Origin of the sequence: Sphingomonas sp., assembly GCF_036269755.1 — a bacterium.
Classification (GTDB): domain Bacteria; phylum Pseudomonadota; class Alphaproteobacteria; order Sphingomonadales; family Sphingomonadaceae; genus Sphingomonas.
In genome coordinates, this window is sequence record NZ_DATBDV010000018.1 from 45,625 (window position 1) to 71,132 (window position 25,508).

General features: G+C 65.1%; 31 protein-coding genes. 17 read left to right on the plus strand and 14 right to left on the minus strand.

Annotated elements, in window-relative coordinates; translation table 11 throughout:
- Positions 1–19: 19 nt before the first annotated feature.
- Positions 20–1,291, plus strand: coding sequence for an MFS transporter (locus VH326_RS11075; RefSeq protein ID WP_329631879.1), 1,272 nt, complete (start codon positions 20–22; stop codon positions 1,289–1,291).
- A 7-nt stretch (positions 1,292–1,298) separates the two neighbouring features.
- Here the strand turns inward: VH326_RS11075 and VH326_RS11080 are convergent, their stop codons facing one another.
- The 4 genes from VH326_RS11080 to VH326_RS11095 form a co-directional block, all read right to left on the minus strand.
- On the minus strand, positions 1,299–2,828 hold the full coding sequence (locus VH326_RS11080) for a peptide chain release factor 3 (RefSeq protein ID WP_329631880.1): 1,530 nt from the start codon (positions 2,826–2,828) through the stop codon (positions 1,299–1,301).
- A 118-nt stretch (positions 2,829–2,946) separates the two neighbouring features.
- Positions 2,947–3,387, minus strand: a complete 441-nt coding sequence (locus tag VH326_RS11085) for a hypothetical protein (protein WP_329631881.1) — start codon at positions 3,385–3,387, stop codon at positions 2,947–2,949.
- Between the two features lie 54 nt (positions 3,388–3,441).
- Positions 3,442–4,332: an aldose 1-epimerase family protein gene (locus VH326_RS11090; RefSeq protein WP_329631882.1), complete on the minus strand. Its 891-nt coding sequence runs from the start codon at positions 4,330–4,332 to the stop codon at positions 3,442–3,444.
- Complete coding sequence (locus VH326_RS11095) at positions 4,329–4,508, minus strand: hypothetical protein (protein WP_329631883.1); 180 nt, start codon at positions 4,506–4,508, stop codon at positions 4,329–4,331. Before VH326_RS11095 ends, VH326_RS11090 begins: the two co-directional genes overlap by 4 nt.
- Positions 4,509–4,673: 165 nt before the next feature.
- Here VH326_RS11095 and VH326_RS11100 point away from each other — a divergent pair, with 165 nt between their 5' ends.
- Complete coding sequence (locus tag VH326_RS11100; protein ID WP_329631884.1) at positions 4,674–4,877, plus strand: hypothetical protein; 204 nt, start codon at positions 4,674–4,676, stop codon at positions 4,875–4,877.
- An 80-nt stretch (positions 4,878–4,957) separates the two neighbouring features.
- The gene (locus VH326_RS11105) at positions 4,958–5,497 is read left to right on the plus strand and encodes a 2'-5' RNA ligase family protein (RefSeq protein WP_329631885.1); all 540 of its coding nucleotides are present in this window, start codon (positions 4,958–4,960) and stop codon (positions 5,495–5,497) included.
- On the opposite strand, the gene ung is transcribed toward VH326_RS11105, so the two are convergent.
- Positions 5,486–6,181, minus strand: coding sequence for a uracil-DNA glycosylase (gene ung, locus VH326_RS11110; protein WP_329631886.1), 696 nt, complete (start codon positions 6,179–6,181; stop codon positions 5,486–5,488). The two genes, VH326_RS11105 and ung, sit on opposite strands and share 12 nt — an antisense overlap.
- A gap of 23 nt (positions 6,182–6,204) precedes the next feature.
- On the opposite strand from ung, the gene VH326_RS11115 reads away from it, so the two are divergent.
- The gene (locus VH326_RS11115; protein WP_329631887.1) at positions 6,205–6,360 is read left to right on the plus strand and encodes a hypothetical protein; all 156 of its coding nucleotides are present in this window, start codon (positions 6,205–6,207) and stop codon (positions 6,358–6,360) included.
- 158 nt (positions 6,361–6,518) lie between these two features.
- Here VH326_RS11115 and VH326_RS11120 read toward each other — a convergent pair whose 3' ends face one another.
- Together VH326_RS11120 and VH326_RS11125 are read right to left on the minus strand one after the other, a co-directional pair.
- Positions 6,519–7,589, minus strand: coding sequence for a GGDEF domain-containing protein (locus VH326_RS11120; protein ID WP_329631888.1), 1,071 nt, complete (start codon positions 7,587–7,589; stop codon positions 6,519–6,521).
- Between the two features lie 88 nt (positions 7,590–7,677).
- Positions 7,678–8,223: a peroxiredoxin gene (locus tag VH326_RS11125; protein ID WP_329631889.1), complete on the minus strand. Its 546-nt coding sequence runs from the start codon at positions 8,221–8,223 to the stop codon at positions 7,678–7,680.
- 68 nt (positions 8,224–8,291) lie between these two features.
- Between VH326_RS11125 and VH326_RS11130 the strand changes: the two genes are divergently transcribed.
- Positions 8,292–9,089: an inositol monophosphatase family protein gene (locus VH326_RS11130; RefSeq protein ID WP_329631890.1), complete on the plus strand. Its 798-nt coding sequence runs from the start codon at positions 8,292–8,294 to the stop codon at positions 9,087–9,089.
- 104 nt (positions 9,090–9,193) lie between these two features.
- On the opposite strand, the gene VH326_RS11135 is transcribed toward VH326_RS11130, so the two are convergent.
- The gene (locus VH326_RS11135; RefSeq protein WP_329632082.1) at positions 9,194–11,314 is read right to left on the minus strand and encodes an AsmA family protein; all 2,121 of its coding nucleotides are present in this window, start codon (positions 11,312–11,314) and stop codon (positions 9,194–9,196) included.
- Positions 11,315–11,470: 156 nt separating this feature from the next.
- Between VH326_RS11135 and rpmI the strand changes: the two genes are divergently transcribed.
- From rpmI to VH326_RS11180, 9 genes are all read left to right on the plus strand, one after another.
- Positions 11,471–11,674 (plus strand): 50S ribosomal protein L35, encoded by a 204-nt coding sequence (rpmI, locus tag VH326_RS11140; RefSeq protein WP_329631891.1) that lies wholly within the window; start codon positions 11,471–11,473, stop codon positions 11,672–11,674.
- Between the two features lie 14 nt (positions 11,675–11,688).
- Positions 11,689–12,054: a 50S ribosomal protein L20 gene (gene rplT, locus VH326_RS11145; protein ID WP_329631892.1), complete on the plus strand. Its 366-nt coding sequence runs from the start codon at positions 11,689–11,691 to the stop codon at positions 12,052–12,054.
- Positions 12,055–12,241: 187 nt separating this feature from the next.
- Complete coding sequence (locus VH326_RS11150) at positions 12,242–12,706, plus strand: GNAT family N-acetyltransferase (protein WP_329631893.1); 465 nt, start codon at positions 12,242–12,244, stop codon at positions 12,704–12,706.
- A 14-nt stretch (positions 12,707–12,720) separates the two neighbouring features.
- Complete coding sequence (gene pheS / locus VH326_RS11155) at positions 12,721–13,827, plus strand: phenylalanine--tRNA ligase subunit alpha (RefSeq protein WP_414714278.1); 1,107 nt, start codon at positions 12,721–12,723, stop codon at positions 13,825–13,827.
- 102 nt (positions 13,828–13,929) lie between these two features.
- The gene (gene pheT / locus VH326_RS11160; protein ID WP_329631895.1) at positions 13,930–16,314 is read left to right on the plus strand and encodes a phenylalanine--tRNA ligase subunit beta; all 2,385 of its coding nucleotides are present in this window, start codon (positions 13,930–13,932) and stop codon (positions 16,312–16,314) included.
- A gap of 4 nt (positions 16,315–16,318) precedes the next feature.
- Positions 16,319–16,498: a hypothetical protein gene (locus VH326_RS11165; RefSeq protein WP_329631896.1), complete on the plus strand. Its 180-nt coding sequence runs from the start codon at positions 16,319–16,321 to the stop codon at positions 16,496–16,498.
- Positions 16,476–16,970 carry a VOC family protein gene (locus tag VH326_RS11170; protein WP_329631897.1) on the plus strand — a complete coding sequence of 165 codons (495 nt, stop codon included), beginning with the start codon at positions 16,476–16,478 and terminating at the stop codon, positions 16,968–16,970. Before VH326_RS11165 ends, VH326_RS11170 begins: the two co-directional genes overlap by 23 nt.
- Before the next feature lie 4 nt (positions 16,971–16,974).
- Positions 16,975–17,403: a DUF1810 domain-containing protein gene (locus VH326_RS11175; RefSeq protein WP_329631898.1), complete on the plus strand. Its 429-nt coding sequence runs from the start codon at positions 16,975–16,977 to the stop codon at positions 17,401–17,403.
- 128 nt (positions 17,404–17,531) lie between these two features.
- Entirely contained in the window at positions 17,532–18,101 is a 570-nt protein-coding gene (locus tag VH326_RS11180) for an outer membrane protein (RefSeq protein WP_329631899.1), read from the plus strand.
- A gap of 79 nt (positions 18,102–18,180) precedes the next feature.
- Here the strand turns inward: VH326_RS11180 and VH326_RS11185 are convergent, their stop codons facing one another.
- Complete coding sequence (locus VH326_RS11185) at positions 18,181–18,585, minus strand: nuclear transport factor 2 family protein (RefSeq protein ID WP_329631900.1); 405 nt, start codon at positions 18,583–18,585, stop codon at positions 18,181–18,183.
- Positions 18,586–18,671: 86 nt separating this feature from the next.
- Positions 18,672–19,061, minus strand: coding sequence for a DUF6632 domain-containing protein (locus VH326_RS11190; RefSeq protein ID WP_329631901.1), 390 nt, complete (start codon positions 19,059–19,061; stop codon positions 18,672–18,674).
- Positions 19,062–19,213: 152 nt separating this feature from the next.
- Here VH326_RS11190 and VH326_RS11195 point away from each other — a divergent pair, with 152 nt between their 5' ends.
- Positions 19,214–19,342, plus strand: coding sequence for a hypothetical protein (locus tag VH326_RS11195; RefSeq protein ID WP_329631902.1), 129 nt, complete (start codon positions 19,214–19,216; stop codon positions 19,340–19,342).
- A gap of 84 nt (positions 19,343–19,426) precedes the next feature.
- Here the strand turns inward: VH326_RS11195 and VH326_RS11200 are convergent, their stop codons facing one another.
- Positions 19,427–20,080: a hypothetical protein gene (locus VH326_RS11200; RefSeq protein WP_329631903.1), complete on the minus strand. Its 654-nt coding sequence runs from the start codon at positions 20,078–20,080 to the stop codon at positions 19,427–19,429.
- An 81-nt stretch (positions 20,081–20,161) separates the two neighbouring features.
- Positions 20,162–20,578 (minus strand): VOC family protein, encoded by a 417-nt coding sequence (locus tag VH326_RS11205; protein ID WP_329631904.1) that lies wholly within the window; start codon positions 20,576–20,578, stop codon positions 20,162–20,164.
- A gap of 503 nt (positions 20,579–21,081) precedes the next feature.
- Between VH326_RS11205 and VH326_RS11210 the strand changes: the two genes are divergently transcribed.
- A complete protein-coding gene (locus VH326_RS11210) occupies positions 21,082–21,330 on the plus strand; it encodes a type II toxin-antitoxin system prevent-host-death family antitoxin (RefSeq protein WP_329631905.1) in 249 nt (82 codons plus the stop codon).
- Positions 21,327–21,593 (plus strand): Txe/YoeB family addiction module toxin, encoded by a 267-nt coding sequence (locus VH326_RS11215; RefSeq protein WP_329631906.1) that lies wholly within the window; start codon positions 21,327–21,329, stop codon positions 21,591–21,593. Before VH326_RS11210 ends, VH326_RS11215 begins: the two co-directional genes overlap by 4 nt.
- 28 nt (positions 21,594–21,621) lie before the next feature.
- Here VH326_RS11215 and VH326_RS11220 read toward each other — a convergent pair whose 3' ends face one another.
- Positions 21,622–23,235: a hypothetical protein gene (locus VH326_RS11220; RefSeq protein WP_329631907.1), complete on the minus strand. Its 1,614-nt coding sequence runs from the start codon at positions 23,233–23,235 to the stop codon at positions 21,622–21,624.
- 322 nt (positions 23,236–23,557) lie between these two features.
- A complete protein-coding gene (gene thiC / locus VH326_RS11225) occupies positions 23,558–25,492 on the minus strand; it encodes a phosphomethylpyrimidine synthase ThiC (protein WP_329631908.1) in 1,935 nt (644 codons plus the stop codon).
- Between the last annotated feature and the right edge of the window lie 16 nt (positions 25,493–25,508).

A 25,508-nucleotide genomic window follows, 5' to 3' on the forward strand; every position in this document is an offset into this window, starting at 1 on the left:
CATGCGCCGGGAGAGGCCAATGACGACGCGAACCGAGCGGCCCGGCTATCCGGCGCTGGTGCTGATGATGCTGTTGATCGTCTACACCTTCAACTTCCTCGACCGTCAGATCCTCGGCATTTTGGCCAAGCCGATTCAGGCCGGCCTCGATCTCAACGACGCGCAGTTCGGCGCGATCGGGGGCACGGCATTCGCGATTCTCTATTCGGTGCTCGGCGTCCCGCTGGCGCTGGCGGCCGATCGCTGGGGTAAGACGCGGGTGATCGCGGGGTCGCTCGTCGTGTGGAGCGGGTTCACTGCGCTGTGCGGCACGGCAACGGGGTTCTGGCAGCTGTTCTTCTATCGCCTGGGTGTTGGGGTCGGCGAGGCGGGGGGTGCCGCGCCCTCCTACGCTCTCATTGCCGACTATTTCCCGGTCGACCGGCGCGCACGGGCGGTCGGCATCTATTCGATGGGCATCCCGATCGGGCTGGGAGCGGGCGTGCTCCTGGGCGCGTATATCGCGAAGTACATCAACTGGCAGGCGGCGTTCATCGTCATGGGGGTGGCCGGCATTCTCGTCGCGCCGGTGTTTCTGTGGCTGGTCCGCGACCGCTATCCCCCCACCGTCGCGATCAAGGGGGCGCCGTCGCCTTTCCTGGTCGTGCCGCTGCTGATGAAGAAGCCGGCTTATTGGCTGCTGTCGATCAGCGCTGGCTGCAGCTCGATGGCGGGGTACGGCCTCGCTTTGTGGGCGCCCAAGATCATTGCCGTCCAGTTTGGCTGGACCGCTCCGGCGCAGCTGACGAACGTCGGCTGGTTCATGGGGGGGCTGCTGCTGATCGGGGGTTCGGTTGGTATCTTCCTTGGCGGCGTCGTGTCCGACCGGCTCGGGAAGATCGACCGCGGCTGGTACCCGCGCGTGCCTGCCATCGCCTGGCTGATCACCGCGCCAATGTTCATTATCGGCTTCCGCACCGGCAACCCGATGCTCGCGTGGTTCATCCTGCTGATCCCCAACGCGCTCAATACGCTGTGGCTGGGGCCGATCATCACCGCGGTTCAGCACCTCGCACCGTCGGAGATGCGCGCGGGAACGTCGGGGACGTTCTTGTTCATCAACAACTTGCTGGGGCTGGGGCTGGGGCCATTGCTGATGGGCACGCTGTCGGTGGCGTTGAAAGCACAATATGGCGATCAGTCGTTGGGGATCGCGGCTATGGCGGGGGTGTGCCTTTATCTGGTCGCGGCACTGCTCGCATTCCTCGCGATCAAGCCGCTCAAGCGCGGCTGGGTTGAGGCCGCCGACTAAAAGATTCCTAGCGCTCCCTCGTCGCGGCGAAGCGCACCTTGGGATAGCGGTCGGCGACGTAGCCGACGTCCCAGTTGGTCTTGGCCATATAGACCGGGTTGCCGTCGCGATCCTTGGCCATCGCCGATCGGTTGAGGTCGGCGAACGCCTTGAGGTCGGCGGGGTCGTCGGCCGAAATCCAGCGCGCCGTCTCGAACGGGGCCATTTCGAGGCCCGCCGCGACCTTATACTCGGCCTCGAGCCGCGAGATCAGGACTTCGAGCTGGAGCTGCCCGACCACGCCGATTACCCAGTTCGACCCGATCTCGGGATAGAAGACTTGCGTGACGCCTTCCTCGGCCATGTCGTCGAGCGCCTTGCGCAGTTGCTTGGTTTTGGTCGGATCCTTGAGCACCACGCGGCGCAGAATTTCGGGGGCGAAATTGGGCAGCCCGGTAAAGCGTATGTCGGCGCGCTCGCTCAGCGTATCGCCGACGCGCAACGTGCCGTGGTTGGGGATACCGATGATGTCGCCGGGGAACGCTTCGTCGGCGACCTCGCGGTTCTGCGCGAAGAACAGGATCGGTGAGTGGATTGCGAGCGGCTTGCCCGATCCGCTCGGCGTCAGCTTCATGCCGCGCTTGAACGTCCCCGAGCACAACCGCATGAACGCGATCCGGTCGCGATGCTGCGGGTCCATATTGGCCTGCACCTTGAAGATGAAACCGGTGACTTCGTCGAAATCCGGCGCGACCGGCGCGGGCTCGGCGGGTTGGGGGCGCGGCGGCGGGGCATAGTCGGCGAGCGCGGCGATCAGCTCGGCGACGCCGAAATCCTTGAGCGCCGACCCGAAATATACGGGGGTGAGGTCACCGTTGCGATACGCCTCGGCATGGAACGACGAATAGCCGCCCTGGGCCAGCTCGACTTCGTCGGCGATCTCACCGGGCAAATCCGGGTCGGCCTCTACCTTGCCCTGAAACGTCCGGCTGTCGCCCTCGGGTCGGCTGACGGTATTGGTTGCGAGGTTGAGCACGCCCTGGAACTGGCCGCCCATCCCGACCGGCCACGACATCGGGCAGACGTCGAGCGCGAGCATGTCGGCGATCTCGTCGAGCAATTCGAACGGGTCGCGCCCCTCTCGGTCGACCTTGTTGACGAAGGTGATGATCGGCACCGACCGCAGCCGGCAGACCTCGAACAATTTGCGAGTCTGCGCCTCGATCCCGCGCGCGGCGTCGATCACCATCACCGCCGAATCGACCGCGGTGAGCGTTCGATAGGTGTCTTCCGAAAAGTCCTCGTGCCCCGGCGTATCGAGCAGGTTGAAGGTGATGCCGTCTTTCTCGAACGTCATCACCGACGAGGTGACCGAGATGCCGCGCTGCTGCTCGATCTTCATCCAGTCGGAGCGCGCTCGCCGAGTCTGACCCCGCGCCTTGACCTCGCCGGCGAGATGAATCGCGCCGCCGAAATAGAGCAGTTTCTCGGTCAGCGTGGTCTTGCCGGCATCGGGGTGGGAGATGATCGCGAAGGTGCGGCGGTCGGAAATGGTCATGGGCGGTCTAAGGTCACATAGGGTCACACTATCGCGCATGACGGGAAGAGGTTGGCGCGCGGGCGCGATCGGCAAGGATAAAGCGACCTGTCAGGCGAAACCCAACATTGCAACCCCGTCAGGCAGCGAGCGCCGGTCGGCCGTCGTCGTCATTGGCGGGCGGCCGCGAGCGGCGGACGCGAATCGTACGTTGACGTGGCCGCCGCGGCGCCGGTCGGCCGCGCATCCACGCAACGATCGACCGCACGCGCACCGCCGACGCGGCGGCGACCGCGACCAGGGTAACGTCGAGCAAGGTGCCGAGGTCGATCGCCGCAGCCAGCCCCGCCAGATCGGGCAGCCCGAACGCGAGCATCACCCGGGCCTCTTCGGCAAGCAGCCAGGTCGCGACAACGACGATCCCGACGATGACCAACAGCAGCAACACGTGGCTTCGCTCGACCCGCGACAGGCGATCGGCGGGCATCGCTACCAGCCAGCGGTGGAGCAAGCGCCCCACCGGCGTGCCGCGCGCGGCGATCAACGTCAGCCACAGTCCAATCGCGCCAATCGTCAGCATACGTCTTCCCCCCTGATCGACCTGATATGGCGCTCGACCGGCTATCGGCAAGGGTCAGCGTTCGAGCGTAATCGCTATCGTGCAGCGCCGCTCTCGGCCCGGCGCGACTTTGAACACGCCGGGCTTGTCGCGAAACTCGCCGGTGAAGCCTTGCGGGTCGGCATGGCCATGCCACGGCTCGATGCAGACGAAATGTGCGCCGGGCTTGGTCCAGACGCCGAGCTGCGGCGTGTCGGGAAAGTCGACACGCAGCTGTGGCCCGTGATCGGCGCCATAGGTCACGCTTTGCGACCGCACCGGATTCCAGATTAGCGCGTCGTCGGCGAACAGATCGTCCGCCAGGTGCAGCGTGCGGCCATTGAGCGGCGAGGGACGGTCGCCGGCGATCAGCCCCTCGGCCAGGCGCTCGACCGGCTCCGGCACGTCGTCCGCGAAAACGATGCGGTGCGCGTCGCGCGGCCGGCCATAGGGAAGCGGCCAGGCAAAAGCGGGGTGGAAGCCGAAACTCGCCGGCAGCGGCACTGCTCCCGGATTGGCGATCCGCGCCTCGATCGCCAGCGTCGCACCCGCGATCGAGAAATGCACGTCGAGCACGAAGTCGAACGGATAGATCGCACGAGTTTCCTCGTTCGCGCTCAGCCGCAACGTCACGCTGGCATCGTCGCGTGCGACCGGGGAGAACGTCTGGCGTCGCGCAAAGCCGTGCTGCTTCATGCGATACTCGCGCCCATCGACCCGCAACACATCGTCGTTGAGCCGCCCGACGATCGGAAACAGGATCGGCGCATGCCCGGTCCAGAATGCCGGATCGGCATCGGTCATCAACTCGCGGCCCCCGGCGTCGCGGAGCGATGTCAACTCGGCGCCGAACGTATTGATCGATGCAGTAAGTCCCGCCGAGCGAAGACGGATCAGATCCGGCAGAGGGCCGACCTCGTCGGTCACAATTGTTCCTCGTCGATCGAGCGCGGCTCCGCGACGAGCCAGCGTTCGCCGTCCCCGCGATCCTCGCAATCGTCAAACTGGACCAGGGTGCGGGGCGGACAACCGAGCTCGGCGAGGTGTTCGCGCATCAGGGCTAGACCCTTGTCGAGCTCGGTCACGTGGGCGTCGAGGATCATAGAGCGTATACCAATCGTCGTCATCGTCATCCCGCGCCTGGATCGCGCTGCCGCCGCCGGCGCTGCCCAGCCCCGTCGTCCGCAATTCGGCGTCGATATCGATCGAGAAGCGCTCGTGCCGTTTCGAACGGATCGAAATCGCCTGGTAGCAGGATCGGCACGTAGATGTCGCCCGAGTCGATCCCCAATTTCGCGCCGCTCGACTCGATCCGGATCACCGATCGGGTCGAGATCATTCGGGCCTCGAGCGAAGAGGCAGATGTCGCTGAAATGATCATGCGGCGCTGGAGCTGGCCAGGGGCGAAGGCCAAACCGGTCTACAACCGCCCGCTTCCCGAGGGCACGCTGCAAGTGCGGCAAGTACGCTGACGCACCATCTGCCGATCGCGATTCGACTCGACGGAGATCAGAACATAACATGAACACGTCGTCCGATTCGGAGAGATGCCATGCTCGTGCAAACGCTTCACCGTCTGTTCTTCGCGATCAAGCCCGCACCGCACGTGATCCCCGCGATCGAGGCGGCGCGGCGGCTTTATTGTCCCGGCCATCCGGTGAAGAACGAACACCTCCACGTCACGATGGAGATTTTCGACGATTCTGTCGGGATGCCCGAGCGGCTGGCGGAAGCGTTGATCGCGATCGGCGGCGAGATTGACGTGCCGGGGTTCGTGTTGCCGCTCGGGCGCGTGGTCGGCACGACGCGGTCGGTGGCGTTGCGTCCCAAGGGGCGCTCGACCGGGCTGATCTTGCTCCAGCGTGCGATCCATGAACGCGTGACGGCGGCCGGACTGTCGGTGCGCGAGGGCTGGAGCTTCAACCCGCACATGACGCTCGGCTATCGCGACGGGTCCGCCTTCGCTCGATCGATCGACGCTATCACCTGGCAGGTCGACGAGCTGGTGCTGGTCCACAGCCATGTCGGCCAGACGCGCCACGACATTCTCGGTCGCTGGCCGCTCGCGCCCGAACTCCCTCTATTCGAATGACGGCAGCGCCCAGTCGATCGGCTTTTGCCCGTGCGCGGTGAGGAAGGCGTTGGCCTTCGAGAAGGGCTTGGAGCCGAAGAAGCCGTTATGCGCGGAGAGCGGCGAAGGGTGCGGCGATCGCAGCACGAGGTGGCGCCCGCCCCGCTCGGTCGAATCGACGAACGCCGCCTTCTTTTGCGCGTGGCTGCCCCACAGCATGAACACTACCGGCTGCGCGCGCGCATTGACCAGCCGGATGACGGCATCGGTGAAGCGCTCCCAGCCGCGGCCCTGATGCGACGCCGCGCACCCCATCTCGACCGTCAGCACCGCGTTGAGCAGCAGCACGCCTTGCTTCGCCCAATGTTCGAGGAAGCCATGCCGCGCCGGTGGCACGCCGAGATCGGCCTCCATTTCCTTGTAGATGTTGACCAGGCTCGGCGGCGTTCGCGTACCGGGGCGGACCGAGAAGCACAGGCCATGCGCTTGCCCCGCGCCATGATAGGGATCCTGCCCCAGGATAACGACGCGGACGTCGCCGAGCGGGGTCAAATCGAGCGCGCGGAACCAGTCGTTGCCATGCGGAAAGATGTGCTTGCCCGCCGCCTTTTCGGCGACGAGGAACGCGCGCAGGGCGGCCATGTAATCCTGCTCGAATTCACCGCGCAGTGGTTCGAGCCAGCTCGGGTGCAGCTTGACGGCCATCGCGCGGTGTTGACCGCAGCGGGATGGTTCCTGTCAATGCGCACCCGGAATTGGGGCAGCGTCCCGGTCAGGCGACCGGGACGAGCGAGGTTGCGGTGTTGATGAGCACCGCCGAGCAGAGCAGCGCACTGAAAACTGCGAAAGCCGACTGGGCTGAAAAGAAACGAACCGACATTTGAACAAACTCCCTGATCGACCCGGCCGGACCATCCGGCTGCCGATGCAGCTACGATTGCAGGGAGCGTGCCAACTTTTTAAGCTGTTGAAATATCTGGCGAGTAGGAAATGAGAAGCTTTTTGTTGGTGAATGGCGCCAAACGAAGACCGGTATCTTCGCTTAGCCTTGGCGGATTTTACCATCCGATTGGACGCTGTTTCGGCCCGCAGCCTTCGCCGCGTAGAGCAAGCGGTCGGCGCGGCCCAATACCGATCCCATCACCTCGCCCGCTTCGTGCGCGCTGACCCCGCCCGAAAAGGTCACCGTGCCCAAAGGCGCGTCGGTTTCGCGCAGCCGGTACCGTTTGCCCGCGACCATGCCACGCGCCGAGTCGAGCGTCGCGACCGCGTCCGCCAGCGCGGTCCCGGTGAAGAGGATTGCGAATTCCTCGCCACCGTAGCGCGCGACGAGGTGATCCCCGCACGCTTCGCTCAGCGCGCCCGCGATCACTTTGAGCACACGGTCGCCGACGGCGTGCCCGAACCGGTCGTTGACCGCCTTGAAATGGTCGATGTCGCACAGCGCGACGCAGATCGGCGCATTGGCTTCGGACGCGGCGGTGAAGGCGTGCTCGAACGCGCGGCGATTGGCGAGGCCGGTGAGCGGATCGCGCCGCGCGTCGTCGCGCGCGGCCTCCAGCTCGCGGCGCAGCGCTTCGGCCTCGACCGTCGCCGCGGCGAGCCGCTCCTCGGCGACCTGGACTCGGCCGAGCATCGTGTCGGCGAGCCGCGCGATGTCGGCCACCGCGGTTCCGCTCGACCCGCGGATGGCGTCCGCACCGGCGAGCAAGTCGCGGCCGAACCCTTGAGTCTCAACGCGCATCGCCGCGACGGTGTCGGCAAAATCCTCGACCTGCATTTGCGTGCGCGCGACCAACGCCTGCATCATTTCGTTGGGCGATGCCGGCGGGGTGTCGCGGCCGGGCGGCTGCTCGCGATCGACCGTCGCACCCGCGACCGGAACCGGGCCGCCAAGCTCCTCGATATCGCGCGACGTCAGCCGCACGCCCCCGTCGGTGATCCGCGCAACGCACTGGGCAAGCGGCCCGGTGGGGTGAGCGATGACGCGGTGCGCAAAGGCGTAGTTGACAGGATCGACGCTCAGCCGATGGTCGGCGAGGAAATCGCCGATCGTCGCGTAAAGCCGGTCGGATGGCCCGAACGGCTGGCTGTTGTGCGCGACGCTGGCCACTGGATCGCTGCCCGTTTCCCCAAATCCGGGCGCTCCATAGACCGGCACCGCCTAATAGAGTGTTGCCGGACCTGTGCGAGGGGTTGCGCTATTTGAGTGCGCGCACCGCCTCCAGCGTCAGCTTGACGTGATTGTCGGCGCTCAAGTCCGAATGGACGAAGGTGATGTGCCCGTCGCGCGCGATCACGTAGCTGGTGCGGTTGGTCACGGCGCGCAGCTTCTTGGTCTCGATGTCGGGGACCATCCGGCCGAGATCGACGTCATATGCCTTGACCACGCGCGGGCCCGCGCTCGCCACCGCGAACTTGCCCGCGCATTTCTCGGTGCTGAACTTGGTGAGCCGGTCGACCGTGTCGGTCGACATTCCGATCACCGTCGCGCCGAGCGCCTGGAACTGCGGCACCGCCTCGGAGAATTCGTGCGCTTCCTGGTTGCACCCGCCGGTGTACGCGGCGGGGAAGAAGTACAGCACCACCGGCCCCTTCTTGAGCTGCTGCGACAGCGTCAGCTTGAACACCTTGCCGTCGATCGCACCGCGCGTGGTGAAATCGGGCGCGATCGCGCCGGTCGACAAGGCCGCGACGGCGGGGGCGGCGGCGAACAGCAACGGCAGCACGAGAAAACGGCGGCGCATGGCATCTCTCCTGTGATTATCGCCATGCTTTCTAGACCCCGCCGCGCCGCGCGGCTAGGGGCGGACCCATGCGCATCACCGACGCCGACATCGCGCTCGCGGGGCGCCTCGCCGACGCCGCCGGCGCCGCGATCCGCCCGTATTTTCGCGGCAGCCACGGGCTGGAGATGAAGGCGGACACGTCGCCGGTAACGCTTGCCGACCGTGCCGCGGAGCAAGCAATGCGCGCCGTGATCATCGCCGAATCGCCGCGCGACGCCATCCAAGGCGAGGAGTTCGGCAACCGCGACGGCGACACCGGGCGGACGTGGGTGCTCGACCCGATCGACGGGACTCACAGCTTCATCGCCGGGCGCGCGATCTTCGGAACGCTGATCGCGCTGGTGATCGACGGCTGGCCGGTGCTGGGCGTGATCGACCAGCCGATCCAGCGCGAACGCTGGGTCGGTGCTGCCGGCCGTCCGACGACGCTGAACGGGGCCGTGGCGCGGACGCGCGCGTGTGACGATCTGTCGCGAGCCGCGCTTGCCACCTCCAGCCCGCATTATTTCGGCGAGCACGATGCCGAGCATTATCTCGCGCTGGTCGCCGCGACCAAAGCCGCTGGCGGGCACGGGCCGCTCTACGGCGGCGACTGCTACAATTACGGCCTTCTCGCGAGCGGGCACCTCGACCTGGTGGTCGAAAGCGGACTCAAGATCCACGACTTCGCGGCGTTGGTGCCGGTGGTCGAGGGCGCGGGTGGGCGGATGTGCGACTGGTCGGGCGACCCGCTGACCGCGGCGAGCAAGGGCGACGTGATCGCCGCCGGCGACCCGGCGCGAATCGACGACATATTGGAAGCGCTCGCCTGTCGCGGGCACTAATTTCAACTCCACGCCTCCCCGGCGAAGGCCGGGGCCCGGCATCGGACCGCTCGCAACTGGGCCCCGGCCTTCGCCGGGGAGGCGTTCTTGAAGGCAACACCTAACTAGAAGATCCCGAGAAACTTCTTCTTCTGCTTGCGCTTGTCGGCAGGCGATTCCTTGCCGCTCTCCGACTTGGCGGTAGTGCCGTTGCCGACATCGTCGCGCTGCTTGCCTTTGGTGGTGCGCATCGCTTGGGCGTGCGCGCCGGCGAGGATCGGACCGCACGCCGCGCTCTTGGCGTCACCGACGTCGACGAAAGCGAGGATGGCGGCGACCGGGCTGGCGACGATGCCGAGCCCAAGCCCCACGCCTGCACGCCCGATCAATTGCGGGCTGATCACGTCGATCCCAGGCTTGGCGAACGTGCCGTTGATCCCCACCGGCGACTGCGCCGAGAATAGCGAGAATTTCTTGCCATCGGCGCGAAACGCCATGTCGAGGCTTTCATTCTTGAAGCTGAACCCGCCGCGCCCGAGCATGACGTTCTTCTTCGTGTCGATCAGGATCGGATCGGCGGCGGCGATGCCGTCGCGCACCGTGAACGCGATCAGTCCGCAATTGATCTGCACCGGCTCCTTCAATTTATGTTCGAACATCTTCTGGACGAAGGTACCGATGTCGAGTTCACTCAGCTGGACGTTGCGCGTCCAGAAGGTGCCCGCCGGGATAATGAACGCGATCCGACCGCCGGCATTGGCGAGCGAATCGTGGATCGTATCGCCGCGACCGGCGAGCTGGATGCGTCCCTTGACCGTCCCCGTCGTACCCGATTGGTCGACACCGTAGCCCGCGAGCAAGGTCCCCATCGGCGTCGGCGACAAGCGGATGTCATAACTGTCCGCCGCCGGGCGAACGCGGGTGTTGAAGATCAGGTCGGCCGCGACGTTGCCGCGCGCCATCGCGAACATCAGTGGCGACAGCGCGAGCCGGCCGCGATCGAGCGACAGCGTCAAGTCGACGTTCGAGATCGGCACGTTGCGCGACTTGACGTCGCGGATCGTCCATTTGAGCCCCGCGTCGAAGCCTTGCATCTCGGCGACCGGCAGCGTCGCGTCGGGCAGCACGCGCTGCGGCCCCGCGCCGGTTGCGGCGGCGGCGGCAACCGCGCCGTTTGCCGCGACGATGTCGGGATTGTAGCCGATGAACGGCGCGGCATCGACGATGTCGAGGCTGCGCGTCGCCAGCACCGAATCGAGCCGCAGGCGTTCGCCATCCTTGATCGTCAGCCGCCCGGCGAGATCGCTGTCGCCGAACCGTCCCGCCAGATGCGTGAAGCGATAGTCCACGCCATCCTTCACCAATTGCGCGTGCAAGCTGTAGCCACGCGTATTGGGCAGCGCGACGTCGATGATACCGAGCAGGTCGGCGAGGTTGCGGCCCCGCGCGCGCGTTTGCAACGGGACGTTCTCGACGTCGGTCAGCGACGGCAAAGTGCCGGCGACGTCGATCACGTTGTTCGCCGCCCAGGCGCGCAAGGTCAGCTTGTTCTCGCCGTTATTGACCGTCGCGTCGGGCGACAGCAATTGCGCGACGACGCGAAACGGCGTCTCGCGGATCTGCCCGGTGCCGTGCAGGCCGACCGCCTTGCCGATCTTTTTATCGACCGCGTTGATCGTATCGATCTGCAAGTCCGCGAGCAGCCGCATCCGCGCGTCGAGATAGCGCAAGGTCGTGCCAGCCACGGTCGCGCGGTCGATCCGCGGCATCTCGAACGGCTTGCCGCCCGTATCGGCGAAGGTCCAGGTGTTGGTGGTGTGCGCGGCGTTCCATTCGAGGTCGGCGGCGCCGCCCGCCAAATCGAGCCAGTAGAATCGCCGCTTGCCGAAGATCAGGCTTAACGGCGCGATCCGCGTGTCAATCTTTTTTGCTTCGAACAGATTGGGCCGGGTCGCCCAGGCCGGATTGGCGACGGTGAGCCCCTCGGCATAGAATTTGATCTGGAATGGGTCGAAATAGAGCTGGAAGTCGCCGCGCACCGTGACCGTGCGGCCCGCCGCCTTGCCGGCGATGCTTTCGAAGGGATGCTTGAGGAATCGGCCCTTGGTGACGTAGAGCACCAGCCAAATCAGGAAGAGCGTCGCGAAGACGCCGACCACGACGTTGCGCGCGATCCGCCACGGCCGGCGCAGCGGGAAGAAGCGCTTGCCAGCTTGGTCCGATGGTTGGGCATCGCGGGTGGTCATATCCATGGCGGAATGAATCGCGCAAAGCATGCCAAAGGTTGCAATCGCGCGAGGCTGCGGCTATGCGCGCCACCTTCCGAGCGATGCGGATTTCAGACGGCCCGGCCATCAAGGGCTGCCGCGGCCGTTTGTGCATCGCCAACCGAAAGGACCAAAATGCCCAAGCTCAAGACCAAGAGCGGCGTCAAGAAACGCTTCAAGCTCACCGCCACCGGAATGCTCAAGCACGGCGTTGCCGGCAAGCGTCACCGGCTCATCAGCCACAACTCGAAGTACATCCGCCAGAACCGCGGCACCAAATTGGTGTCGAAGGCCGACACCGCGACGGTGAAGGCGTGGATGCCCTACGGGCTGAGCTGAGGAGCTAGAGAACAATGGCACGCGTCAAACGGGGTGTAACCACCCGCGCCAAGCACAAGAACATCCTCGAACAGGCCAAGGGCTACCGGGGTCGTCGCAAGAACACGATCCGTATCGCACGGCAGGCGGTCGAGAAGGCCGGGCAATACGCCTATCGCGACCGCAAGGTGAAGAAGCGGACCTTCCGGGGTCTGTGGATCCAGCGCATCAACGCCGGCGTCCGCGCCGAGGGGCTGACCTATTCGCAGTTCATGCACGGGCTCAAGCTCGCGGGCGTCGAGCTTGACCGCAAGGTTCTGGCCGACATCGCGATGCACGAAGAGGCCGCGTTTAGCGCCATCATCGCACAGGCGAAGGCGGCTCTGCCCCAGGCCGCCTGAGCGACCTGTAGCGAGCACGAGACACGGGGCGTCGGTGGCAACACCGGCGCCCTTTTCTTTTTTTCTGACGGTGGACCAATCAACCCCGCCATTGCGAGCGCAGCGAAGCAATCCAAGACCGACATGGATTGCTTCGCTACGCTCGCAAAAACGAACAGATAGAAGTCGCATTTCGAGGGAATTCTCCATGCACCTCCTCCCCATGACTGACGCGCATTTCGCCTGGCTGCTCGGCGCGCCCGCGCCCGCCGACGCACCGCGCATCGCCGAAGGCGGGCTTGCGTCGCCCGAGATCGTCGAGTTGCTGTGTGGGGTGGCGGCCGAGGTTGGCGGCGAAGCTGCGTGGATGATGGTGGTCGACGGCGAGGGGGTCGGGATGATCAGCATCAAGGAGCGTGACGCGAAAGGGCGCTGGGACATCGGTTATGGCGTCGCGCCGAGCCGCGAGGGGCGCGGCCATGCCACCGCTGCGGTCGCGGCGCTCAAGGCGATCGCGCAAGCGCAAGGCGCGAACGGCTTGACCGCCGAGACCTTGCCCGACAGTGGAGCGTCACCCCGCGTGCTCCGGCGCAACGGCTTTGCGTGCATCGGGCAGCACGATCATCCGGAGGACGGATTGGTGGACCAATGGGTGTCGGAGTGGGCGCAGTGAGCGATCTTGCAGCAATGAAGGCCGATCTGCTCGCCGCGATCGGCGGCGCCGACCTTGCGCGGCTGGAGGACATCCGCGTGTTCGCGCTCGGCAAGTCGGGGAGGGTTACTGCGCTGCTCAAGACGCTCGGCGGGATGAGCCCCGAGGAACGCCAGGCGAAGGGCCCGGTGATCCACGGACTGCGCGAAGCCGTTACCGAAGCGTTGGCCAGCCGCAAAGCGAGCCTCGAACGCGAAGCACTCGACGCGCGGCTGGCGGGCGAGACGCTCGACATGACGCTCCCTGCCGATGTGCCGGCGTCAGGCACGGTCCATCCGGTCAGCCAGGTGATGGACGAGCTCGCCGAAATTTTCGCCGATCTCGGCTTCGCGGTCGCGACCGGGCCCGAGATCGAGACCGACTGGTACAATTTCACCGCGCTCAACATCCCGGAGACGCATCCCGCGCGGGCGATGCACGACACGTTTTATGTCGATCCGACCAGCACGGAGCGAGAGATCGTTGATCAATGGGCTAAAGCTCCGCCAATGGTGCTGCGCACCCACACCAGCCCGGTTCAGATCCGCGCGATGCAGGCGGCGGGCGGCGACACGCCGATCCGGATCATCGCGCCGGGCCGCACCTATCGCTCCGACAGCGACGCGACGCACACCCCGATGTTCCACCAGGTCGAGGGTCTGGTGATCGACAAGGGCATCACGCTCGGCCACCTGAAGTGGACGCTCGAGACCTTCCTCAAGGCCTTCTTCGAACGCGACGACATCGTGTTGCGGCTGCGCCCAAGCTACTTCCCCTTCACCGAGCCGTCGGCGGAGGTCGATGTCGGCTATTCGATCGTCAACGACAAGCGCGTGATCGGCGGGTCGGGCGGCGGCAATGGCGGCGGGTGGATGGAAGTGCTCGGTAGCGGAATGGTCCACCGCAAGGTGATCGCGGCGGGCGGCTACGACCCCGACCAATGGCAGGGCTTCGCGTTCGGCTGCGGGATCGATCGGCTGGCGATGCTTAAATACGGGATGGACGATCTCCGCGCATTCTTCGACGGCGATGTGCGCTGGCTCAAGCATTACGGCTTTTCCGGCCTCGACGTTCCGACGCTGAGCGGCGGAGTGGGCGCATGACCAGCTCCGTCGCCCCGGCGCAGGCCGGGGCCGCTGCCTGGCAGCTTGCCCGCCGTCCCAACGCAAAGGTCCCGGCCTCCGCCGGGACGACGGGTATTTGATATGAAGTTCACGCTGGGCTGGCTCAAGGAGCATCTCGAGACCGAGGCCGATCTCGACACCGTGACCGAAACGCTGACGCGGATCGGGCTCGAGGTCGAAGGCGTCGACAATCCGGGCGCGAAGCTGGCCGCGTTCAAGGTCGCCAAGGTACTCACCGCCGAGCCGCACCCCAATGCCGACAAGCTGCAATTGCTCACCGTCGATGCCGGCGACGGGCCGCTGCAAGTGGTGTGCGGCGCGCCCAATGCGCGCGCGGGGCTGGTCGGGATCTTCGGCCCGCCGGGCGCCTATATTCCGGGATCTGGGTTCACGCTCGACGTGCGCGAGGTGCGCGGGGTCAAGTCGAACGGCATGATGTGCTCGACGCGCGAACTCGAACTCGGCGACGATCATGACGGGATCGTCGAACTTCCCGCCGACGCGCCGGTCGGCACGGCCTATCCCGATTACGCCGGCCTCAACGACCCGGTGATCGACGTTGCGATCACCCCCAACCGCCAGGATTGCATGGGCGTGCGCGGCATCGCGCGCGATCTCGCCGCGGCGGGAATCGGTACGCTCAAGCCGCTCCACGAAGTCTATCGCATGGCCTCGCTCGATCCGATCGCCGGCGACGGCCCCGGCCCCGACGTGCGCACCGCCGACCCCGAAGGCTGCCCCACCTTCTACGCGCAGGAAGTGCGCGGCGTGACCAACGGCAGCGCGCCCGGCTGGATGACCGCCAAGCTCAACGCCATCGGTCAGAAACCGATCTCGGTGCTGGTAGACATCACCAATTTCGTCTCGGTCGATCTCGGACGGCCGCTCCATGTCTACGACAAGGCGAAGCTTTCGGGCGGGCTCGTCGCGCGCAAGGCCAAGGACGGCGAGCAAGTGCTGGCGCTCAACGGCAAGACCTATGCGCTCGATGCCACGATGACGGTGATCGCCGACGACCGCGAAGTGCACGATATCGGCGGCATCATGGGTAGCGAGCATTCGGGCGTGTCCGACTCGACCACCGACGTGATCATCGAATGCGCCTATTTCGACCCCGATCACATCGCGCGCACCGGCCAGAAATTACAACTCACCAGCGACGCGCGCCAGCGTTTCGAGCGTGGCGTCGACCCGGCCTTCCTCGACGATGGGCTGGCGATCGCGACCTGGCTGGTGCTCGAACATTGCGGCGGCACCGCGAGTGGCGTCACGCGCGCCGGCAGCCCGCCGGTCGAGCCGCGCACGGTGCGCTATGATCCGAAGCTCGCCGAAACGCTCGGAGGACTCGCGGTCCCTAAGGACCGCCAGCGCGACATCCTCGACCGGCTCGGCTTTGCGGTCGATGGCGACTGGACCGTTACCGTCCCGACCTGGCGCCGCGATGTCGACGGCCCCGCCGATCTGGTCGAGGAAGTCATCCGGATCGAGGGGATCGACAACGTCCCGTCGGTGCCGCTGCCGCGCGTCCCCGGCGTTGCCAGGCCGACCGCGACGCCCGAACAGAAGCTCGAGCGCAAGCTTCGCCGTGCCGCCGCCGCGCATGGGCTCGACGAAGCGGTGACGTGGTCGTTCATCAGCCAAGTTGAAGCCGAGGCCTTTGGCGGCGGCGCGTGGACCCTCGCCAACCCGATCAGCGAGGACCTCAAGGTCATGCGCCCGTCATTGCTTCCCGGCCTGCTGTCGGCGGCGGTGCGCAACGCCAATCGCGGCGCGAGCGGGATCCGGCTGTTCGAGCTCGGGCGCCGGTATCTCGCCGATGGCGCCAGGTCCGACGAACGCCCTACGCTCGGCGTGGTGCTAGCGGGCGACAAGCGCGCGCGCGGCTGGCAGGCGGGCAAGGCCGCGCCGTACGACGCGTTCGACGCCAAGGCCGAGGCGCTCGCGCTACTCGCCGCCGCCGGCGCGCCGGTCGACAATTTGCAGGTGATGGGTGAGGCGGGCGACACCTGGCATCCTGGCCAGTCGGGGACGCTGCGGCTCGGGCCCAAGACCGTGCTTGCCGCGTTCGGCATGCTCCACCCGCTGACGGCGCGCGCGTTCGACCTCGACGGCCCCATCGCCGCGGTCGAGCTCTACCTCGATGCGATCCCCGGCAAACGCAGCACCGGCTTCATGCGCGCCGCCTACAGCCCGCCCGCGCTCCAGCCGGTCAAGCGCGACTTCGCCTTCACCGTCCCCGCCGGGCTGACCGCCGACGCGCTGACTCGCGCGGTGCGCGGCGCCGACAAGGCGACGATCGTCGCGGCGCGGGTGTTCGATCTGTTCGAACGCGATGGCGTGCGATCGATGGCGATCGAAGTGACGCTGCAACCCGCGGACAAGAGCTTCACCGACGCCGAGTTGAAGGCGCTGGCTGACAAGGTCGTCGTGGCGGCGGCTAAGCTTGGCGCCAGCTTGCGGGGCTGAAGCAATGATCGACCGTTTCCTCGCGGGCTTCACCGCGCTGCACGAGGACCGGAAAGACCAGGCCGATCTTGAGCTGGCTCCAATCATCCCGGAGCTGGCCGAGCGTGACTCGACGATAGGCTTCGTTGCACATCCACTCACGATAGAGCGGAGGTTCGGCAGTGACGAGAACGAACCCGAGTGACACGTCGAGTAACCGCGGCGCCTTCCATCATATCGACCTGAGCGTGAGCGACGTCGCGGCGGCCAGGTGCGTTTATGCCCCGGTTCTCGAATTCCTCGGCTATTCGCTGGTCAAGGATGAGCTCGACGGCTGCGAATGGGATATGCGCGGGCACGAGCCGTTCGGCGCTTCGCTCGGCATCCGAGCGGCCGCGAGCGGCGGCGCGCACGATCGCTACGCACCCGGCCTCCACCACCTCGCCTGGCGCGCGGCGAGCCGTGAGGAGGTCGACCGGCTGCACGACCTGCTCGTCGCCAACGACATTACCGTGCTCGACGCGCCCGCGCATTATCCGCAATATTCGGGCGACTATTACGCCGTGTTCTTCGCCGATCCCGACGGGATGAAGCTCGAGCTCGTCCACGCGCCCGGTTGGGTGCGACGGCCGGCGGGAGCATCTCGCCGGACAATGCGTTGTGCCCCGCGGCGTTGATGCGATGAACCAAACTCCGTCCGATCTCGACCGGTTCGTCGCCGCGCAGGACGGCGTGTTCGACCGCGCGCTCGCCGAGCTTTGCGCTGGCGCCAAGACCAGCCACTGGATGTGGTTCGTGTTCCCGCAGATCGCCGGGCTCGGCCACAGCGCGATGGCGCGAATGTATGCGATTCGCGACCTCGCCGAAGCGCGCGCCTATCTCGACCATCCGATGCTCGGCGCGCGGCTGGCCGCGGCGAGCGAGGCGATGCTCGGCTGGGCCGGACGGCGATCGGCCGAAGCGATCCTGGGCGGGATCGACGCGGTCAAGTTCCGCTCGAGCATGACATTGTTCGAAGCCGCGGCGGGCGCCGGCGCCGCGCCCTATGCCGCTTGCCTCGACGCGTTCCATGGCGGCCGGCGCGACCCCGCGACCATCGAGCGATTGTAACGCCGTGCCGATATCCTGCTGTATCGGTGGGATTATTGCTGGACGCAACAAAAGCGCTGCTCTAGCAAGCCAATACGGTCCGCCGTCCTGGCGGTACCGGTTCACACCAAATAATGAGTGGGGGAATGATGAAGAAATATGTTGCGCTCGCCGCACTGGCAGCGTGCGTCCCTGGCGTTGCTTACGCGCAGGACAAGACCGATTCGAAGGTTAGCGGCGTTCGCCTCGAAGCCCGTGTCGGCTACGAAACCCCGACCATCAGCGGCGGCGGCTCGATCTACAAGATCGGCAGCGCGGTGTCGTACGGCGGCGAGATCGGCTTCGACCTCCGGGCGAAGAACGTCGTCGTCGGGCCGTATGCGGTCTACGAATTCTCGAGCGTTTCGCTGTGCGATTCGGGCGGCTGCCTGAAGGAGAACGGCAATCTCGGTGCCGGTGGCCGGATCGGCTTCGTCGTCGGCGACAAGGTCGTCATCTATGCGAAGGCCGGCTATGCCCGGATCAGCTTCAATGCCAGCAGCGGCGGCGCTTCCGCCGACGACAGCAAGGACGGCGTCCAGGGCGCGCTCGGCATCGACGTCAACCTCAACCGGAACGTCTATGTGATGGTCGAGGGCAACTATGCCGATTACGGCAAGTATTACGGGGTCAACCTGCAGCGCCGTCACCTCGCTGCCGGCGTCGGCGTCCGCTTCTAGGCGCGACGCTGACCGAACGAAGGGGCGTCCGGCAGCGGGCGCCCTTTTTCGTGGGCGGGGGCCCTCTGCGCGGGCTACGTCAGACTCGCCCCATCGCGCGCGCGACCGCGAGCGTATCGATATATTGCTGGAACGCCACCGCCTTGCCGTCGCCGAGCGTCCAGACGTGCACCGCTTGCGGGTGCATCGCGCCGCCGCCTTCCTTCGACGTGCCGGCATAGCGGCCGAGCGCCACGACGCGGTCGCCGCCGTCGATCAGGTCGACCATCTCGACCGCGAACCCGTCCCATTCGCCGATGCAACGCGCGAACACGCCCTCCGCGACGGCTTGCGGCCCGACATAGGGATTGCGGTCGGCATAGGGGAAGTTCTCCGCCTCGTGCCAGACGATCCCCGGGTCCATCGCGCCCAGCACGGCGGCGACGTCGCCGCGGCCGAACGCGTCGTAGATTCCTCGAACGACGGCGACGTTTTCTGCGGACATGGCCTTCCCCTTCTCAAGCAGCAGCGAAGAACATCAAATCGATGACCGGCCGGTCCCGAAATCATCAGAAACCGGCCGGCCCGCGGTCAGGCGGTCGCGGTGCGGCGGTCGCCGCCATAGAGCAACACGCCGAGCACCAAAGCGACCAGCACCAGCGCGGGCACGTCGCCGGTCATATGCCCCATCCGCATCGGATCGCTGTACGACTGCACCGCCATGATCACGGCGTGGACGACGCTCGACCAAATCGTGAACTCGATCAGCGAGCGGTTCGCCGCCGGATCGCGCGACGCGCGGATCAGGAACAGCCCGAGCGTCGCATAAACCCCGACGATCATCATGAAATAATGCGACGAAGCCGGCGGCCCGTCGTGCCACGCCCAGCCCGACGGCCACACGATCGCGAGCGGATAGATGAGGCAAAACACCACGCCGAATATGACGAGCGCGGCCTGCAGCATTTGGTGACGAGACATTGGCAAACTCCCCCTTGATCGATTGAACGCGACCTTGTTTTCGGGTGAGGCTAATCGCCTTTGCCGCCGCGGGCAAATCGACGAAACGATGGCGAGCTCGCCCGCGACGCGCTAGGCTGGCGACGGGCCTGCCGCCCCACAAGGAGTCCGCCATGGCCAAGGGTCAGAAGAAATCGAACAAGGAAGTCCGCAAGCCCAAGGCCGACAAGGGCCCCAAGCAGAACGCGTCGAACCCGTCGACCAAGCCGGGGCCGGTGGGGATCGTCACGATCAAGGGCTGAGTCCCGCCGCCGATCGTGCGGTTTTTCCGGCGCTGCGGAAGATTACGAAGATTACACCGTCCCCGGGGTCCGCCCGCGAGCGCGCTATTCGTCACGGGGATCGCCCGACAAATATTCGGGAGCCGGTGTCGGCGCGGACTCGCCGCGCCACGCCGCGTCGAACGACCGCCACGCCGCGCGCAGCATCCGCGCGACGCGTACGGCGAATATCCCGGCCGGGCCGTCCTGGCGTTGGCGCGCGTCCAGCCGGTCGAGCCATTTGCCGTAGCGGAGGGGATCGCGATAGCGCAGCAGGAACATCGTCAGCCGCTCGTCATAATCGCGCCGCTCGCCGACTTGCTCGCCGCCGTGAAAGATCGGCACCGCGACACCGTTGATCGCGCGCGACAGAGCGGCGTCGGCCAGCCGCCCGACCGCCATGTCCGTCGCCGCGTCCCAGGCGAGGCGAAACGCCTGAGCGTCATCTCGCCGGCGCAGCGCATAGGCAGCGTTTCGGCTCATCCCGACCGCGCGCGCGGCCTCGTCCACGCAACCGCATTCGGCCAGCGCCTCGACAAACGCGAGCTGGCGGTCGGGCACCCATCCGTCATGGCGGTATCGCACCGGCACCGGGCCGAACGCGGTGAGCTCGCGGATATGCTCGTTCTGTTCGAGCGACGCGATGTCGCCCGGATCGGTGGGATCGGGATCGGCCGGCGCATCGCCCGGCGCGGTTCGGGGATCGGACGGGTTTTCCATCCGACAGCATGGAGCAGGCGAAATCCTACATTGGAAGCATGTTGGATTTTATCGGCAGCGAGTGTTGCATGCCGGCATCCATCAACCGGCGGCGGGATGGCCCGGCGCGAACTGCACCAGATCCCACAGATTGCCGTAGAGATCGGCGAACACCGCGACTTTGCCGTAGTCGTACGTCGCGGGCGGGCGGACCCATGCGACCCCGGCGGCGGTGAAGGCGGCATGGTCGCGGGCGAAATCGTCGGTGGCGAGGAACAGGAACACGCGCCCGCCGGCCTGGTCGCCGATGTAGCGCGCTTGGGTGGAGGTCGAGGCGCGGGCGAGGAGGATGGTGGTCGCGTCCGCCGCCGCGCCGGGCGGGCGGATCGTCACCCAGCGCTTGTCCTGGCTTGGCTGGTAGCTGTCCTCGACCAGGGTGAAGCCGAGCTTGCCGACGTAGAACGCCAGCGCTTCGTCATAGTCGCGGACGATCAGGGCGATGTGGGCGAGGTGGGGCATCAAGAGTCTCCGTCACGGCCAGCGTTGGGCCGCGAATGTTCCCAATGTTCGCACTGCCCATGGGTCATCCAACCGACAAGAGGGGCGAGAGCGTAAGCGTTTCGATAAAGCGGCGCTGCTTCTCCTCGGTCCAGCCATCGAGTCCGTAGCGGGCGGCGGACGGGCACCGAGCGATAGTCGGCGGGGTCGTAACCGGGCGGGGCGAGGTCGGTGTCGTCGGCGTCGGTGGCGGCCAGCGCATTGCCCGGCGCTGGCTGGCGGGGATCGGATGAGCCGGTCATCTGAGAGTGTAAGTCAGATGAAATCCTACATTGCAACACGAGGCCGGGAATAGCGAAGCTAGTCCCGAAAGCGCCGAGTGTCGGCCGGCGTCGCTAAGGCGACGACCGACGAGCTTCAGGCCATGCCGGGGGGCATGACCGACCCGAAGCTGCTTTGCCGCGGCGGGCTCACGCTGATGCCGCGGGATTGACGTTGTACAGGTTCTTGTCCATATCTATGCCATGCAAGCCGTCAGCTATTCCGAAGCGCGCGAAAACTTGAAGGCGATGATCGACAAGGTCGTCGCCGACCGCGCGCCGCTGGCGATCACGCGCCAGCGCGGCGAGGGTGCGGTGCTGATCTCCGAAAGCGAATGGGCGTCGATCGAGGAGACGCTGTACCTGCTGCGCTCGCCGAAGAACGCCGAACGGCTGCTGGAAGCGGTGCGCGGGTTCGAGGCGGGCGACGCGCCGGGCATCGACTATCCGTGAACGTGACGTTCTGGCCGACGGCGTGGGAGGATTACCGCCATTGGCAGGAGCATGACGCGAAGATCGTCGAAAAGCTCCACGCGCTGATCGAGGAATGCCGCCGTCACCCGTTCAAGGGTACAGGCAAGCCCGAGCCGCTCGGCGGGAACCTGTCAGGCTGGTGGTCGCGGCGGATCAATCAGGAGCACCGGTTGGTGTATCGCGTGACGGGCAGCGGTGATGCGCAGACCTTGCAGGTGGCGCAGTGCCGGTATCATTACTGAGGCCTAGCATGTGGCAACGCGCAATGGTTTACATCGAAGCCATGTTATCCGCCGTTTGAGAGCTTGCATAGAAGGAACTCTTCTCTCGTGCCCAAGATATCAATATTTCTAGGCCCAAGGATGCTAAATAACTAGCCCATCTCTCCGTCCCAATTCGATGCCCTCGGTGAACGAGACTATTTCTCAAAGCGTATAAGTGGCGCAAATCGAGTTCCATCCTGCGGTCAATCCAATGAGCTCCCTTCGGGCCGCCGTCATACCGAAATAAACCAGACAATAATCCCACCTCACCGAACAGCACAGGTGAAGCGGGTGGAGATTTCCAACGCTCGAAATAATCCGCCCCACCGCGAGAAAAAAGACGTTTCAGCCACTCGATGTCTGACCGCCGACTATTTGCTGCAGGCCAGTCACAAGCCAGCCCGGATCGAACTCGAGCCCAGTGGTGCTGGGCTAGACGTAACCGACACCATCTAAGTAGTTCTAGCCTGACCGCAGCGTTATAGCGGGGAATTACTGTAGGGTATACCGCGTTTGGAGTGCCGGAAAGGCACTCCAGCGCCTGCCACACGCTAGATGCCGCATGGTGGCAATTTTCGGACCAAGTGGCGATCGCGACGCTCACATGCTCCCGGGCCGCATGCCACCGTGTGCGGTCTTGGGCGTCGTCGAAGAGCTTCTGGTTGAAAAAGTTGTGCGGGAAGCGCGGTATTGGCCGAATTTGTCCTTCTCTATGACTCCAAAAAGGCTGCCTTAGCGAGAAAAGCGTCTTCTTATCACCTCCTTCGACGACAGAATTTCCAATGATGTAGGTACGGACATAGAAGTTAAGTCTCAAGTATGACAAAGATGCTTGGCAAATGGAAACTGACTTATCATGTGCGCGATTTACATCGGTCGCTTTGACTGGAATTCTAATTCCGATCAGAATCTTGCCGCCCTTGGCTCCAGCGAGATATTCATTATCTGAGTTCTTTTCAAATATCAGCTTAGCAAGCCCGTACTCAACATATAGCCTCGCCGAAGTTTCAACTCGGGCAAATTCAAACGAGACAACATAGTCTGACTTTTCTTGAGAGCTTACTTCTTCGATAAGACTATCTAAAATTTCTAGATTGCCTGACTCAAGAACGGCCTTGCGGGATTTTATATATATCCATTTAGGACTAGTATGGAGATCGCTAAGCTCACCTGCAAATCGGCGACTAAGATATGCTATTTGTGGGCGATCGTTGGCCGCCGTGGCATCGCGGATTAAGCCAGCGATCGCTTTTAGGAAATCCAGATGGGCCGCGTGCTTTTGATAAGTCATTATAAATTCAGCCCAAACCGAGCTTATCTTTAGCGTGCCGTTCAAACGGAAGGCTATCTCTTCTTGAGGTCTCACAATCTGCAGAGCGTCAAAGAGTTTGCGATACTGTTCGATTTCCTCAACGACCACTCGTACCAATGCCCGTCCGCCTTCGGCAGTGATTATGTCGGACACCATTCCTGCTAGTGTATGAAGTCCTAGAGGTCTGGCCTTGGCGAAGCCGAAGGCCTCATCACTGTGAATGAAAAGCCAGTGCTCTAGCCAGAACGCGGTCCCTGGATCCAACTCCTCGTACCGCTGCATTTCATCGAGATCGACTGGTAACCACATCCGCTCTTGAACGCGCCTTCAAAAGGAACCCTATGACGTTTAACCTACATATTACTTCGGAAACGGGGTAGATGAATCTTTCTACGTCGCGTTATGGTTCCAAGTATAGCAGATGACCTGGTGTCCGTTGGGTTCCTTGGCTCGCTTACTTTGCGGTCTGCGTGTACGCTTACAAACGGCTACAGCCTTCGGCAAACGGCGCGGTCAGGCGGACGCGAGGACACGCACTATCGGCGTCGCTCCCTGCGGAGCGGTAAATCGACACCATTTTTGGTAAGCGTGTCGCTCTTTGCTAGTCGTAGCTATATCCGTGAATGCCGCGTCAATCGTGCTCCCGCCCGCCCGCGCCCATGTACAGCTCGCGCCCACCTTCGTTGTAGAGCTTGCTCATCTCCTCCATCCCCTTGATCGCCGCCGCCTTGCTCGCGGCCGCCGTTTCCGCGCCGGTCGGACCGCTCGCGATGAAGCCTTCGACGCCCTGGTTCTGCTTGCTGGCGAAGTCGCGGACTTCCTGCGTGATCTTCATGCTGCAAAACTTAGGCCCGCACATCGAACAGAAATGCGCGGTCTTGGCGCCTTCGGCGGGGAGAGTCTGGTCGTGATAGTCCTCCGCGGTATCGGGATCGAGGCTGAGGTTGAACTGGTCGCGCCAGCGGAACTCGAACCTTGCGCGGCTTAGCGCGTCGTCGCGCATCTGGGCGGCGGGGTGGCCCTTTGCCAAATCGGCGGCGTGGGCGGCGAGCTTGTAGGTCACCACGCCGACCTTGACGTCGTCGCGGTCGGGGAGGCCGAGGTGCTCCTTTGGCGTGACGTAGCAGAGCATCGCGGTGCCGTACCAGCCGATCATCGCGGCGCCGATGCCGCTGGTGATGTGGTCGTAGCCGGGCGCGATGTCGGTGGTGAGCGGCCCGAGCGTGTAGAACGGCGCCTCGCCGCAGACCTCGAGCTGCTTGTCCATATTCTCCTTGATCTTGTGCATCGGCACGTGGCCGGGGCCTTCGATCATGACCTGGACGTCCTGCGCCCAGGCGCGGTGGGTGAGCTCGCCCAGCGTGTAGAGCTCGGCGAACTGCGCTTCGTCGTTGGCGTCGGCGATGCTGCCGGGGCGGAGACCATCGCCGAGCGAATAGGCGATGTCGTACGCCTTCATGATCTCTGTGATTTCGTCGAAGCGCTCGTACAGGAAGCTCTCCTTGTGGTGGCTCAGGCACCATTTCGCCATGATGGAGCCGCCGCGGCTGACGATGCCGGTGACGCGCTTGGCGGTGAGCGGCACATACGGAAGCCGGACGCCGGCGTGGATCGTGAAGTAATCGACGCCTTGCTCTGCCTGTTCGATCAGCGTGTCGCGGAAGATTTCCCAGGTCAAATCCTCGGCGACGCCGCCCACCTTCTCCAGCGCCTGATAGATCGGGACGGTGCCGATCGGCACGGGCGAGTTGCGGATGATCCATTCGCGCGTGTCGTGGATGTTGCGCCCGGTCGACAGGTCCATGACGGTGTCGGCGCCCCAGCGGATCGACCAGACCATCTTGTCGACTTCGGCGGCGACGTCGCTGGCGACTGCGGAGTTGCCGATATTGGCGTTGATCTTGACCAGGAAGTTGCGGCCGATCGCCATCGGTTCGGATTCGGGGTGGTTGATGTTGGAGGGGATGATCGCGCGGCCGCGCGCGACCTCGTCGCGGACGAATTCGGGGGTGACGTAATCGGGGATCGCGGCGCCGAAGCTTTCGCCGTCGCGGGTGTATTCGCGCAACATCTCGCGGCCGAGATTCTCGCGCGTGGCGACGTATTCCATCTCGGGGGTGATGATGCCGCGGCGGGCATAGTGCATCTGGCTGACGTTCATCCCGGGCTTGGCACGCAGCGGGCGCTTGACGACGTTGGGGAAGCGCGGGACGCCGCCCGAACGGTCGGGGCCGAGCTGGCCGTTATCCTCGGGGCGGAGTTCTCGCGCGTCGTAGGACTCGACGTCGCCGCGCGCCTCTATCCACTGGCGGCGGACGTTCGGAAGGCCGGCCTGGATGTCGATCTTCGCGGCGGGGTCGGTGTAGGGGCCGGAGGTGTCGTAGACGTTGAGCGGCGGCTCGCCCGACGACGGCTCGAGATCGATCGCGCGCATCTTCACGCCCAATCGCCCGACGCTGATCTTGCGGCTGCCGCGGATCGGCCCGGTGGTGACGCCGATTTCGGTGCGGGCGGGCCGCTGGCTGCCATCGGCAGACAGTTCAATCCTTGAATCAACGTCGGCCATGTCTACTCACTCCATC

What these genes read in the sequence shown, in the direction of transcription:
- VH326_RS11105 (WP_329631885.1), top strand. Translation starts at nt 4,958, where the DNA reads ATGCTCGTGCAAACGCTTCACCGTCTGTTCTTCGCGATCAAGCCCGCA.
- VH326_RS11150 (WP_329631893.1), top strand. Translation starts at nt 12,242, where the DNA reads ATGCACCTCCTCCCCATGACTGACGCGCATTTCGCCTGGCTGCTCGGC.
- VH326_RS11205 (WP_329631904.1), bottom strand. Translation starts at nt 20,578, where the DNA reads ATGCCCCACCTCGCCCACATCGCCCTGATCGTCCGCGACTATGACGAA.
- VH326_RS11175 (WP_329631898.1), top strand. Translation starts at nt 16,975, where the DNA reads ATGAACCAAACTCCGTCCGATCTCGACCGGTTCGTCGCCGCGCAGGAC.
- VH326_RS11165 (WP_329631896.1), top strand. Translation starts at nt 16,319, where the DNA reads ATGATCGACCGTTTCCTCGCGGGCTTCACCGCGCTGCACGAGGACCGG.
- VH326_RS11135 (WP_329632082.1), bottom strand. Translation starts at nt 11,314, where the DNA reads ATGACCACCCGCGATGCCCAACCATCGGACCAAGCTGGCAAGCGCTTC.
- VH326_RS11210 (WP_329631905.1), top strand. Translation starts at nt 21,082, where the DNA reads ATGCAAGCCGTCAGCTATTCCGAAGCGCGCGAAAACTTGAAGGCGATG.
- VH326_RS11190 (WP_329631901.1), bottom strand. Translation starts at nt 19,061, where the DNA reads ATGTCTCGTCACCAAATGCTGCAGGCCGCGCTCGTCATATTCGGCGTG.
- thiC (WP_329631908.1), bottom strand. Translation starts at nt 25,492, where the DNA reads ATGGCCGACGTTGATTCAAGGATTGAACTGTCTGCCGATGGCAGCCAG.
- VH326_RS11080 (WP_329631880.1), bottom strand. Translation starts at nt 2,828, where the DNA reads ATGACCATTTCCGACCGCCGCACCTTCGCGATCATCTCCCACCCCGAT.
- rplT (WP_329631892.1), top strand. Translation starts at nt 11,689, where the DNA reads ATGGCACGCGTCAAACGGGGTGTAACCACCCGCGCCAAGCACAAGAAC.
- ung (WP_329631886.1), bottom strand. Translation starts at nt 6,181, where the DNA reads ATGGCCGTCAAGCTGCACCCGAGCTGGCTCGAACCACTGCGCGGTGAA.
- pheT (WP_329631895.1), top strand. Translation starts at nt 13,930, where the DNA reads ATGAAGTTCACGCTGGGCTGGCTCAAGGAGCATCTCGAGACCGAGGCC.
- VH326_RS11195 (WP_329631902.1), top strand. Translation starts at nt 19,214, where the DNA reads ATGGCCAAGGGTCAGAAGAAATCGAACAAGGAAGTCCGCAAGCCCAAG.
- VH326_RS11220 (WP_329631907.1), bottom strand. Translation starts at nt 23,235, where the DNA reads ATGTGGTTACCAGTCGATCTCGATGAAATGCAGCGGTACGAGGAGTTG.
- VH326_RS11180 (WP_329631899.1), top strand. Translation starts at nt 17,532, where the DNA reads ATGAAGAAATATGTTGCGCTCGCCGCACTGGCAGCGTGCGTCCCTGGC.
- pheS (WP_414714278.1), top strand. Translation starts at nt 12,721, where the DNA reads ATGAAGGCCGATCTGCTCGCCGCGATCGGCGGCGCCGACCTTGCGCGG.
- VH326_RS11075 (WP_329631879.1), top strand. Translation starts at nt 20, where the DNA reads ATGACGACGCGAACCGAGCGGCCCGGCTATCCGGCGCTGGTGCTGATG.
- VH326_RS11100 (WP_329631884.1), top strand. Translation starts at nt 4,674, where the DNA reads ATGTCGCCCGAGTCGATCCCCAATTTCGCGCCGCTCGACTCGATCCGG.
- VH326_RS11095 (WP_329631883.1), bottom strand. Translation starts at nt 4,508, where the DNA reads ATGATCCTCGACGCCCACGTGACCGAGCTCGACAAGGGTCTAGCCCTG.
- VH326_RS11115 (WP_329631887.1), top strand. Translation starts at nt 6,205, where the DNA reads ATGGTTCCTGTCAATGCGCACCCGGAATTGGGGCAGCGTCCCGGTCAG.
- VH326_RS11130 (WP_329631890.1), top strand. Translation starts at nt 8,292, where the DNA reads ATGCGCATCACCGACGCCGACATCGCGCTCGCGGGGCGCCTCGCCGAC.
- rpmI (WP_329631891.1), top strand. Translation starts at nt 11,471, where the DNA reads ATGCCCAAGCTCAAGACCAAGAGCGGCGTCAAGAAACGCTTCAAGCTC.
- VH326_RS11125 (WP_329631889.1), bottom strand. Translation starts at nt 8,223, where the DNA reads ATGCGCCGCCGTTTTCTCGTGCTGCCGTTGCTGTTCGCCGCCGCCCCC.
- VH326_RS11200 (WP_329631903.1), bottom strand. Translation starts at nt 20,080, where the DNA reads ATGGAAAACCCGTCCGATCCCCGAACCGCGCCGGGCGATGCGCCGGCC.
- VH326_RS11185 (WP_329631900.1), bottom strand. Translation starts at nt 18,585, where the DNA reads ATGTCCGCAGAAAACGTCGCCGTCGTTCGAGGAATCTACGACGCGTTC.
- VH326_RS11085 (WP_329631881.1), bottom strand. Translation starts at nt 3,387, where the DNA reads ATGCTGACGATTGGCGCGATTGGACTGTGGCTGACGTTGATCGCCGCG.